Here is an 11548-nt window from a genome sequence, read left to right on the forward strand (position 1 = left end):
TCTTGATTAGGAACATGTCGATTCTTCAGCAGAACAGAAGAAAGCTGCGCTATTTTGTGTGCCAGGCCTAAAAGCCGACGCTAACATGCTGCAGAATCATAATCACCCGAATATGAACTACCTCCCATTTCTTATGTCCAAGAAATGGGAGGCAGTTCACTTTGTCGTTTGCAGTCGGTCGATTTTCTCGCCATTGACGGCTGACCTTTTCCAGGTGATCTTCTCGCCTGTTGCAGCGCTTATTTCATAGCAGCAAGAGTCTTTTCCCAGGCAGCAAGCGAGTCTACGCAGGTTTGGTACGCAACGCAGTAGCTCACGCGCAGCCAACCTGGACAGCCGAACGAATCGGAAGGAACAGGCAGCAGCTCAAACTGCTTGGCCACATCGCAGAATGCCTGAGCATCTCCACCAGGAGCACGAACCCACAGGTAGAATGCACCATCGGGCTGAATGTACTCGTACCCAAGCTTGGTGAGGCCCTCGGTCAGAACTTCTCGATTCTTTGCATATGCCTCAACATCCGCTGGCTCATCAACACAGTCGATAATGACGCGCTGGAAAAGCGCTGGCGCACAAACAAAGCCCAACAGTCGAGCGGCACCCGCACAAGCTGCGTAAATCTCCTTCTGCTCCGGATTAGAAGCGGGAACCAGCACCCAACCAATACGCTCACCAGGAAGTGAGAGGGACTTGGAGTAGGAATAGCACACAATGGTGCGCTCGTAGACGTCAGGAACCCAAGGGACCTCAATGTTGCCAAAAACAATCTCGCGATAAGGCTCATCGGAGATGACGTAAATGTCAGTTCCCAGCTCAGTGGAGCGTTTGCGGAGCATATTGGCAAATGCATCAAGGTTATCCCTGGTATACACAGCACCAACAGGATTGTTTGGAGAGTTGATAATCACCGCACGAGTCTTAGGCGTAAGAGCTGCACAAACGGCGTCAACATCAATCTGGAAGGTTTTCTCGTCAGCCAAAACCTCAACGCAGGTAGCCTGAGCGTGGTCAATCCACACGCGGTACTCTGGGAAGTATGGAGCAATAACAATAACCTCTTCACCTGGAGAAACAATGGAATTGAGCGCCATAGAAACGGAAGCTGCAGCTCCGCAAGTCAAGATGAGATCGCCTGCCTGAGCTGCGTAATCTCCAAAGCGACGTCGGAGCGACGCGGCAATTGCCTCCCTGGCCTGGGGAATGCCGATTGCAGGTGTGTAGCTGTGGACCTGCTGAGGAGGAAGCTGCATGGCGGCCTCGATAGAGGTGCGAACAGACTCAGGAGCAGGCACGGAAGGGTTGCCGATCGAGAAATCAAACACATTCTGAGCGCCAATCTCAGTACGACGCTGCATCGCATAACCTGCAATCTCACGGATTGCAGACTTTTCTGATCCGTATGCAAGACTTGTCTGATTGACCATGGTTTCTCGATTCTCTCGAAGCCTACAGTACCTACCTGGTAAAACGTTGGGTGGAGGCGTGGTGGATGACGCCGCCGCGCATCTGGCCTCACACAACCTTTGATAGATAGCATATTGGGCGAGAAGATCAATCTTCTCGCCCAACTTTAAAAGTTTTAACAAATTTGTATCTATTGCACGGTCTTGCAGCAAATTCCACAGAGCGTACCGCAGGTGCGGCCGCGTGACTTCAGCCTATTCGTACACGCAAGGCTTCAGAACGCCAACAAATGGCAGGTTGCGGTAGCGCTCTGCATAATCCAGGCCGTAACCAACAACAAACTTGTCGGGTACGTGAGTGCCTACGTAACGAGGATCAATAGCTGGACGCTTGCCCTCAATGTCCTTGACCAGGAAAGCGGCAATCTCAATGGACGCGGGGTTACGAGACTGGAGCATGCGGACCAGGTAAGAGAGGGTTAGACCGGAGTCCAGGACGTCCTCAACGATGATGACGTGGCGACCCTCAATCTTGGTGTCAAGGTCTTTTACAATGCGCACGACGCCGGAGCTCTTAACACCGTCGCCGTAGCTGGAAACAGCCATAAAATCGATGGAGAGTGGGCACTCAATGGCGCGCATGATGTCGGCCATGAATACAACAGCTCCGCGAAGAACAGCAATGACCAGGGGGTTCTTGTCCGCGTAGTCACGCGTGATCTCCGCACCCACCTTCTTGACGATGTCCTTGATGTCCTGTTCGTCAAGCAGAATCTCTTCAATATCAGGGTGAAGCTCCGCCATTACTGGCTCCTCTCAAATGGCTTATGACCAGAATAGATATTCAATTCTAGCAGCTGTTTTGTATCTTGCGTACATTTTACTCGTTCATCGGGACGAATTCCCGCAACCCACACCACATGTCCACGAATATTTGTGCGCACAATAGGCATCATACTCCTGGACTCAACGGGCACACCCGCCTCGCCCAGCAGGTCAGAGATCTTTTTTGACTGTCCATGCATGCCCAGAGGTTGCATAGTGTCTCCCGCCTCGGGTCCCGAGACCCACAGGCTGCCGCCGTGAACCGGATCTACCCCGCAGGCGTGTGCGTCGAGAAGAACCGACTCGCCCAACCATTCCTGGCTATGCGCGGTTACATAGGACACGACGTCAAAGCCGTGCTCCACAGGGAGAATGCGCGCTGAGAGCACTCGGCCGTCTGCCAGCTCCAACGTTCCCGGGACCGCAAGGTGCTCGCCAAACGTTGCTACAGCAGGCGCTGTACCTGCGGGTTCGCCGTTGGTCGTGACCGCAGTCGCAGCGCCGACCGCACTTCTCGCGGCGCCCGTGAACGAGAACGTCACGGTGCCCAGGCGAACGCGCGCCTCAAGGTTTTGCGGCAGGTTAGCCACACCAACTCCCGCGGCGACCGCCTCGAGCACGGCATCTACGTGCCTGAACTCAAGCCAAGCCTCGGGAATCAGTTGCCTGGCCACAATCCTCACCACGCGACGAGCAATTACCACGTCGGTAGAACTCAGCTTCAGCGCGTCAAGTACCAGAGAAGACTCGCTCTTCCGCAGCGTAATCTGCCTCAGTTTACGAGCAGCTTTTCCCTCAAGATAATCGTCTTCGTCGGTCATCAAATCTGCAATTTTGCACACCGTTTGCACCAACATCGGGTTTCTCGCCTTAAGAAGCGGAAGTACGTTGTGGCGCATATACGCACGTAGATAGTGGGTATCGGTGTTGGTGGCGTCCTCGTGCCAGTCCAGATCGCGAGCCTTCAGCCAGTCTTTGAGCTGGTCATGCGTGTAGTTGAGCAGCGGACGATAAATCAGCCCGCGATGCCTAGGGATCGACGCCAGGCCGCTCATTCCAGACCCGCGCATCACGTTCATCATGAACGTCTCCGCGCGGTCGTCCGCCGTGTGCGCCGTCAAAATCTTTGCCTTCTGGCGAGAAACTCCCTGTTCAACGCAAAGTTTTTGAGCGAGTTCTCGCGCAGCGTCATACCGCACCCGACGACCAATTTCTTCCACGTTGCCATCACGTTCCTGCGCGAGCTTTGCCACGTCCATGCGCAGCACGGTGCAGGGAATTCCCAGCGAGTCGCAAGTCTCTTGAACAAAGTGCTGGTCAGCGTCTGCGTCTTCGCCGCGAAGCAAATGATTTACGTGCAGCACATGCAGGCGCTCTTTTGCAACACGCGCAAGACCTGCGCCGTCACCAAGGTCAAGTGGCTCCGTTGCTGCCATGTGAAGCAGCGCCATCGAGTCGGCTCCGCCCGAGACCATAAGGATAACGGGTGCAGCTGCCTGACCACGTCGCGAGCCCTCTACCTGGCCACGTCGCGAGCCCTCTGCCTGGCCTCTACGCTGATCATCTACCTGGCCTTTTGCAGCGAGAGCGTTCTTTTTATTGAAGTATGCGTGTACGGATGGCACTTAGCACCAATTTCTGTCCGGTGTGTTTGTTACAGTTATACCCGAAAGTTACTCAGTAGAAAGAAATTCATGAATCCCACGTTTCGCCTACATATTCTTGCCAGCGGATCAAAGGGCAACTGCAGTCTGCTAGAAACGCCCGATGGTCTCATTATGATTGATTGCGGAATCTCTAGAAAAGAAATTCTGCGTCGGTCTAAAGAGTTGAACGTTAACCTGTCTGAGCTCGTAGCCATCTTTATTACGCACGAGCACACCGATCATGTCTCAGGTCTTTCGGTTGTCAGTAAAACTTTTGATGTTCCTGTGTTTGCTACAACAGGAACTGCCGCCGCGCTCTCAAGAAGAAGCTCCTGTTCAAACGTCACCTTTACCCTCGTTGACCAGACGGGTTCTGTTCATATTGATGCCGCGCCAGACGTTGAAGTGAGCACGTTCCCAACCTCGCACGATGTCTGCGAACCCATGGGCATGCGCTTTGATTTTCTCGCCGGTCCTGATAGACGCATCGTAGACTCTGTAGGCTACTGCACCGACACAGGTGTTTTGACGCCTGAGGCTCTCGAATGCCTTTCCGACGTGCGCATTCTTGCTATCGAATCTAACCATAACGAGCATATGCTGCTCACAGGCCCTTATCCGTATGTGCTCAAGCAGCGAGTCCACGGAGACTCCGGTCACCTGTCAAACGAGTATACTGCGCAGGCATTGTCGCAGCTCGTAGGCCCAAATACTCGCTGTGTGGTTGGCATGCATCTCTCTCACGAGAATAACCGTCCAAGCGTCGCTGTGAGAACGCTTGCTGAGGCGGTTGGCGCGCAGCCTCTTAACGACGCGTTCACCGAGGCGCAGACTCCTGACGGCTCGCTTGCTATCTGTGTTGCCAGCCAAGATTGGCCGATGTCGCTGTAAGCCGCATCTCCCGGCCGATGTCGCTCTAGCTGCGTGCCTGCTGTTGCGCGGCACGTCCACTCCGTGCAGTCGTCTAAATATCCGACAAAACTGTGCAGGAATATACGAGCTGCGGTATCATGTTTTATATCAATGTTTTGCGAGACTACGACAAAAGGATCATCGTGGACACCTCGAACAACCTTGAAAATAACGTTTCACCTGCGGATCAGGGTCCTCGTTCTGACAACCAGCAGGACTTTGAATACGCTGAATCTTTTGAGCAGGAAGCTCAACCAGCCGATGGAGCCGACCTTCACGCAACTGGCGCGCAGCACTTCTCGACATCTGAAGCTTCCGAGTACGAAGGCGAAGGCGCTGCAAAGCAACCATACGTCCGCCAGCACCGCCATCACAAAACAGTGGAGCCTATCAGCGACTTTACAATGCCGGGCGAGAAGCTCGAACTTCCCGAGAACCAGGCTGCTGGCTTTGAGTCCAGCAAGGGTTTTTACGCGAAGAAAGGTTGGCGCAAGCCAAAGAACGAGATTGCGCACCTTCGCAAGGACGTTCACTACGGCCAGTTCCTGCAGGTTCCTAAGGGTCAGCGCGATATCTTTGTTCGAAAAGAACGCCGCTCAAATGCAGGTTCGCTAATTGCCGCCATCATTGTTTTGGCTATCATCGCCGCGGTGGTCTATTTCCTCTGGACCTGGATGTCCGCCAACTGGGGCGTTGCCGTCCGCTAAAAGCGCTGTTCACCAGCGGTAGCTGCAAAGTTGCGAAGCCGATCGGTGTGCATCCACAGCAATGCCAGCTGTTACGTGCCTGATTTCTGCAAAGAATCTGTAACGTTTGCCTGAAAATGTAAAAGAATCGGTGGATTCTGCCTGATTTCATCAAAGAATCTGTGTCCCAAACACAGATTCTTTGAACTTTTCAGGCGGACTTTGATGCGCGTTCGAGATTGCCCTTCCATGAAGCCTGATTCTCTCGCCATGTCTGAACGATTTGCCGGAAAAGTGCGCCAAGTCTGAGCGATTTGCCGGTTTTCCTCATCATGTCTGAGTAAATTTACTCAGACATGATGCACTTTTCAGGCTCACAATTATGAACGTAACGCCAAGCCGCACGCAAAAAGCCGCTGATACGTCATGTACCAGCGGCTTTCGTTTGTAGCGTTCAGCGTACGGCGAGAAACCCCGTGCACTCGCAACGCCTGGCGAGAAACCCCGTGGTCTAGCTCCAGGGATCGCGTTCAAAGAGAGGCTCGCTCACGGGACGACGATCGGAATACGGGTCGTAACCATCATCATCTTCGTTTTCTGCGCGAGCAAACTCCGGGTCAACAACCTGCGTTTTCTTGGAATCCGCGTCCTTGCGCAGCTCGGGCTTCTCGGCCCTCTTGGACTCGTCACACATACGCAGCCTCACTTACTTCTTGCGAGCAACCAAGTTGCCGTTCTCGTCAGTATCAACCAGAACAGTATCGCCCTCATGCAGCTCACCTGCAATAATCAAGTTTGCTACCTGGTCAACGACGCGACGTTGAATCAGTCGCTTCAGAGGGCGAGCACCGTAAACAGGATCCAGACCGTCAAGAGCCAGCGACTGCTTTGCAGCCTCGGAAAGCTCCAGCGTCATGCGCTCGTTAGCAAGCCTGCTACGAACATCCTTGAGCTGAATGTCCACAATGCGCTCAATGTCCTCAAGACCCAGAGGCTGGAAGACAACCACGTCGTCGATACGGTTCAAGAACTCAGGGCGGAAGGAGCTACGCAGCGCCTCCATAACCTGCTTTCTGGACTCCTCGTTGAAGCCCTCTGCGCCAGCACCAGCAATGAACTGCGAACCAACGTTACTGGTCATGATAATGATGGTGTTCTTGAAGCTCACTACCCTACCTTGACCATCGGTTAGGCGACCGTCGTCCAGCACCTGCAGCAAGATGTTGAAGACATCAGGATGAGCCTTCTCCATCTCGTCCAGCAAGATGACGGAGTATGGATGCCTGCGAACTGCCTCGGTGAGCTGGCCACCCTCGTCATAGCCTACGTATCCTGGAGGCGCGCCAATGAGACGCTGGACCGAGAACTTCTCCATGTACTCAGACATATCAATGCGGATCAGCGAACGCTCGTCGTCAAATAGCAGCTCTGCCAGCGCCTTTGCTAGCTCAGTCTTACCTACGCCGGTTGGGCCCAGGAAGAAGAAGCTACCCAGAGGCTTGTTTGGATCCGCCAGACCTGCGCGAGAACGACGGACTGCTGCAGCAACTGCGGAAACAGCGTCGTCCTGACCAATGACGCGCAGGTGAAGCTGATCCTCAAGGTTCTTGAGCTTGTCCATCTCGCCCTGCATCATCTTGGAAACAGGAACGCCGGTCCACGAAGAAACTACCTCGGCAATCTCGTCCGTGGTGACCTCTTCCTTGAGGATTCCGCCGTCTTCCTGCTTGGCGAGAAGGGCTTTTTCTGCCTCATCGTATTTACGCTCAAGCTCTGGAATGGTGCTGTAACGAAGCTCGGATGCCTGCGCCAAATCACCCTCGCGGGTCACGCGCTCCATCTGCACCTTTGCGTCCTCAATCTGGGACTTCAAGTCCTGTACCAGGTCAATTGCGCCACGCTCGTTCTGCCAGTTGGCCTTCATGCCATCAAGCTTTTCCTGCATCGTTGCAATCTCTGCACGGAGGTTTTCCAGGCGCTCCTTTGAAGCAGCGTCCTCCTCCTTCATCAGAGCCTGCTCCTCAATCTGCATCTGAGTGAGCTGACGATCAACCGCATCAATCTCTGCTGGCATGGAATCAAGCTCCATGCGAAGCCTTGATGCCGCCTCATCTACCAGGTCAATTGCCTTATCTGGCAAGAATCGGTCAGAAATGTAGCGGTTAGAGAGGTCTGCTGCCGCAACCAGAGCGGAGTCCGTAATACGGACGCGATGGTGCTGCTCGTACTTCTCCTTAAGGCCACGCAGAATAGAAATGGTGTCTTCAACAGAAGGCTCGGAGACAAGTACGGTCTGGAAACGGCGCGCAAGAGCAGCGTCCTTCTCGATGTACTTGCGGTATTCATCCAGTGTGGTAGCACCAATTGCGCGGAGCTCGCCACGGGCAAGTGCTGGCTTCAAGATGTTGCCAGCGTCCATGGAACCCTCGGAAGCGCCGGCGCCTACGATGGTGTGAAGCTCGTCAATGAAGAGGATAATCTGGCCGTTAGACTTGGCCACCTCTTTTACCACGCTCTTCAAGCGGTCCTCAAACTCACCGCGATACTTTGCGCCTGCTACCAGGGCAGACATGTCAAGCTCAACAAGCTCTTTGTCGCGCAGGGTACTTGGAACGTCGCCAGAAACAATGCGCTCTGCCAGGCCTTCCACAATTGCGGTCTTACCAACACCAGGCTCGCCGATAAGAACAGGATTGTTCTTGGTGCGGCGGCTCAGAACCTGAATGGTACGGCGAATCTCTTCGACGCGACCAATAACTGGATCAAGCTTTCCCTGGCGAGCAAGGTCGGTCACGTTGCGACCGTACTGCTCCAAGGCTTCAAACTGCGGCTTTGCATCCTGAGAGGTTACGCGTTCATCACCACGAAGCTCGTTGTAAACCTCCTCCACGCGCTTAGCAGTAACGCCGGCGTCGCGAAGAATCCTACCTGCATCAGTGTTATCGTTTGCCAGCGCAGTGAGCAGATGCTCGGAGGTAACGTAGGAATCTCCCAGCTTAGTGGCAAGCTTCTCGGCCTCGTTGATAACCTTGAGAAGGTCGTTGCCAATGCCAATCTGTGCTCCGCTTACTTTTGGAGCCTTGGAAATTGCCTGGTCTACCTGTGTGGCAATTGCATCAGGATCTGCGCCAATCTTCTCCAAGATAGAACGCAGATTGCGCTCATTGCTGTCCAGCAGCGCCTTGAGCAGGTGTGTTGGTGCAACCTCGGAAGCCTCTACATCACCAGCAATGCCAAGAGCTGCCTGCAGTGCTTCCTGGGCGGTTACGGCCCATTTATCTAGTCTCATAAAATCACCCTCCTACCCCAAACAAAATCGTGCCGGGGACTGAATCTTCATCGGATTCTATATACCCCTAAGCACGACTTTTAATACATATCTAAGTGTATCTGTAGTAGATTTTCTTATCGTAGTATGCTGAACTTTTGCGCTACGCAGCTTTGAGCTTTTGCAGCCCTACCCCGCACCTTATTGCTTCTAAAATTCGGCCTCTTCATAAACAAGATTTTGTTCAGCTTCTATTGTCGAGAAAAACTTGACAGGTGTAAGCACTGGTATATCCGAGCGAACAAAATCTGCCGTATTTCTTGTGACGATATAATCTGCCTTTATCTTTTTTGCTGCGCGCCAAATAAGACAGTCTTCAAAGTCTTCCCACTGCTCAGAAAGCGCATTTGAAATATCTGCTCCATCAATAGAACACACGTTGAGCAGTGGAGATACTTCTTTTAGTATCTCTTGCATGTGGGCAGAGCCGTGAGCCTTAGCACCCACATAATAGAGATCTGTATATGACTGAGCTGCTATCCACAACTCAGCATCCCTAAACTGCTTCATTATGAAAAGCTTTTTTGCATCAGCAACAAACTGTTCCCTACACAAAAAGACGTCCAGCAAAACGTTAGTATCAATCAAGAGCTTCATAGTCACTTGACCTCCACTCGCTGATTGCTTCTTTGTAGGTGCTGTTGCCTAAATCATTCCAAAATGATGCCGGCGCGGGAACAGATATCTTTCCAAAAAGTGACGATAGCTGCTCTTTGTCCTTCTCGCTCAATTGGCGAGAAGACCCTTTAGCAGAAGATTCCAACGAAGCGCTTTCATAAGCATCAGGAAGTTTGCCTGTTACCAGCACATATTCAAAAGCTGCATTAACCAGCTTGGTGGTGTTTGATCCAAGCGATTCAAGAACCTCGGAAACCTGATTTTTAACTTCAACAGGAATACGAGCAGTTACAATGCTGTCCATGGGTACTCCTTTACCTAGTTATATCATTGTATTCACGTATTACAACTAGGTCAAGGGGCACTGACTAAACAGTTTCTGACTGGATGTTTCCGTCTTTTAAAACAAGGGAGTGGAAGCGATTTCTTATTTCAGGGGTCACTTGATGAGACGTCATAATAACGGTTCTCTCTTCATCTTTTAAGATCAAATCAATGAGACTCTGAACAGAATCGGAATCCAAATGGGCAAAACTCTCGTCATAAATCACAATTTGTGGCTTAAACAAAAAGATTCGTGCAAGAGCCAATCGCTGTCGTTCTCCACCAGAAAGACTACTTCCTGCCTGGTCAATCATATGATTGATTCCATCTGGATATCTGGTAAGAATCTCAGAAAAACCTGACTTTGTTATAGCATCAATAATTTCTTCATCGGTAAACTCATGGCAAAACAACGTAACGTTATCCCTGATGGTCGCATTAAAAATGAACGTTTGCTGAGAACAAGGGATTATGAACCGAGCGTATTGCTCGCTTTTGAATTGCTTGATCGACACACCATCCAAGCAAATATCTCCGCTATCTGGGCTCAGGGCATCCGTTAACAGTTTGATTAGTGTTGTTTTTCCACTTCCCGAGCTTCCCTCAAGAAGATACTTTCTGCCACGTTCCAAAGTAAAACTAATATCCGACAAAACTAATTTGTCCTCGTCATAACCATACGAAACATGATTGACCGTTAGATTTGTAAAGTGCTCAGGAATATCTTCTGTTCCACTTTCTGTAGCTGGAGCTTCATTAAGAAGCGTTTGTATTTTAGTAATAATCTCTTTTGCGCTTCTCATATCAGTAATTGAATCACTTATGTTCTGAATGGGATTTGCTATGTAGACAACAAGCTGAGATGCCGCAACCATCATTCCTACTGTCATCAATCCATTAAGGGTAAGAATGGCGCCAATAAAATAAATTCCGATGTAAATAATTTGTCCTACAGTAAATGAAAGTAAACGTGCCAAAGAACTAAAGTAACGAGCTCCAAATTTCTGCTTCTCCCAAGCCTGATTCGCGCTGCTCATGGCAACCCGCGAAGCCTCTGTTAGATGAAAGCTTCTAAGCAGATCAAACCCTTCAAGATGCTCATTTGCTGTAGCAATAAAATGTTCAGCCGATTCAGATTGTTCTTTTCGCTTGTTAGAAATAATTCCAGACATTGTGTTAGGAACAAACATCTGGACAGCAATCATGCACAAGATGAACAGTACGAGCCATGGTGAAATAAACAACAAGATTATTAGGCTTACTACACCAGAAAAGACATCTATCAAAAGATCAATAAAGACGCGAAAGTATGTTTCTTCAAGCAAATCAAGGTCGTTAGTAAGAATTGAAAGCCAATGACTGGTGTTGAACGAGTGGAACTCAGGAATAGAGCGACTGAAAATCTTTTGTATCAGCTCATCACGTAAATGCGTTTGACAGCCCTGTATTACTGACCAGCGCAAACGCCTACAAATCAAGTCGACGATAAAATAGCAGAGTATGTAAAGGCCAAACCAGAGGCCGTCATTCAATGCATCCGACAGATTGCCATCCATGGCAAGATTAACGGATTGAAGCATTACAAATGAAAGTGCAATTTCAAACAAGCTACTTAAAAGAGAGAAGACTACAAAGAATATTAGTTTGCTCTTTTGTTGAGCGTAAAGGTATTTAAGCATGCCATCTCCCTTAAAAGAGATTTCGTTTTAAAAAGGTTATGACTGCATGTGGTATTCGGTATTCGGTATTCGGTATTCGGTATTCGGTATTCGGTATTCGGTATTCGGTATTCGGTATTCGGTATTC

The 11548-nt window shown here is 50.8% G+C and carries 11 protein-coding genes; 3 read left to right on the top strand and 8 right to left on the bottom strand.

The genetic code is table 11. The annotated features are described in order from the left end of the window. The first annotated feature begins 58 nt into the window (after positions 1–58). The gene (locus HMPREF1647_RS07060) at positions 59–250 is read left to right on the top strand and encodes a hypothetical protein (RefSeq protein WP_187468931.1); all 192 of its coding nucleotides are present in this window, start codon (positions 59–61) and stop codon (positions 248–250) included. Here the strand turns inward: HMPREF1647_RS07060 and HMPREF1647_RS05630 are convergent. From HMPREF1647_RS05630 to tilS, 3 genes are all read right to left on the bottom strand, one after another. Beyond that, positions 240–1424 (bottom strand): pyridoxal phosphate-dependent aminotransferase, encoded by a 1185-nt coding sequence (locus HMPREF1647_RS05630; protein ID WP_035432908.1) that lies wholly within the window; start codon positions 1422–1424, stop codon positions 240–242. The two genes, HMPREF1647_RS07060 and HMPREF1647_RS05630, sit on opposite strands and share 11 nt — an antisense overlap. Before the next feature lie 234 nt (positions 1425–1658). After that, a complete protein-coding gene (hpt, locus tag HMPREF1647_RS05635) occupies positions 1659–2207 on the bottom strand; it encodes a hypoxanthine phosphoribosyltransferase (RefSeq protein ID WP_035428577.1) in 549 nt (182 codons plus the stop codon). Further along, positions 2207–3853, bottom strand: coding sequence for a tRNA lysidine(34) synthetase TilS (tilS, locus tag HMPREF1647_RS05640; RefSeq protein WP_262363820.1), 1647 nt, complete (start codon positions 3851–3853; stop codon positions 2207–2209). The genes hpt and tilS overlap by 1 nt, the downstream gene beginning before the upstream one ends. A 69-nt stretch (positions 3854–3922) precedes the next feature. Here tilS and HMPREF1647_RS05645 point away from each other — a divergent pair, with 69 nt between their 5' ends. Both HMPREF1647_RS05645 and HMPREF1647_RS06840 read left to right on the top strand, forming a co-directional pair. Then, positions 3923–4765: an MBL fold metallo-hydrolase gene (locus HMPREF1647_RS05645; protein WP_035432910.1), complete on the top strand. Its 843-nt coding sequence runs from the start codon at positions 3923–3925 to the stop codon at positions 4763–4765. A gap of 164 nt (positions 4766–4929) precedes the next feature. Next, positions 4930–5493, top strand: coding sequence for a hypothetical protein (locus HMPREF1647_RS06840; protein ID WP_052039163.1), 564 nt, complete (start codon positions 4930–4932; stop codon positions 5491–5493). 490 nt (positions 5494–5983) lie between these two features. Here HMPREF1647_RS06840 and HMPREF1647_RS05655 read toward each other — a convergent pair whose 3' ends face one another. From HMPREF1647_RS05655 to HMPREF1647_RS05675, 5 genes are all read right to left on the bottom strand, one after another. Next, positions 5984–6166 carry a hypothetical protein gene (locus HMPREF1647_RS05655; protein ID WP_035432926.1) on the bottom strand — a complete coding sequence of 61 codons (183 nt, stop codon included), beginning with the start codon at positions 6164–6166 and terminating at the stop codon, positions 5984–5986. Between the two features lie 12 nt (positions 6167–6178). Further along, complete coding sequence (clpB, locus tag HMPREF1647_RS05660) at positions 6179–8761, bottom strand: ATP-dependent chaperone ClpB (RefSeq protein ID WP_035432912.1); 2583 nt, start codon at positions 8759–8761, stop codon at positions 6179–6181. A 189-nt stretch (positions 8762–8950) separates the two neighbouring features. Beyond that, entirely contained in the window at positions 8951–9397 is a 447-nt protein-coding gene (locus HMPREF1647_RS05665) for a PIN domain-containing protein (protein WP_035432914.1), read from the bottom strand. Then, complete coding sequence (locus HMPREF1647_RS05670; RefSeq protein ID WP_035432916.1) at positions 9381–9722, bottom strand: hypothetical protein; 342 nt, start codon at positions 9720–9722, stop codon at positions 9381–9383. Before HMPREF1647_RS05670 ends, HMPREF1647_RS05665 begins: the two co-directional genes overlap by 17 nt. A gap of 64 nt (positions 9723–9786) precedes the next feature. After that, the gene (locus HMPREF1647_RS05675; protein ID WP_035432919.1) at positions 9787–11421 is read right to left on the bottom strand and encodes an ABC transporter ATP-binding protein; all 1635 of its coding nucleotides are present in this window, start codon (positions 11419–11421) and stop codon (positions 9787–9789) included. Between the last annotated feature and the right edge of the window lie 127 nt (positions 11422–11548).

Source organism: Lancefieldella parvula DNF00906 (assembly GCF_000758945.1).
In the GTDB taxonomy this organism is placed as follows: domain Bacteria; phylum Actinomycetota; class Coriobacteriia; order Coriobacteriales; family Atopobiaceae; genus Lancefieldella; species Lancefieldella parvula_C.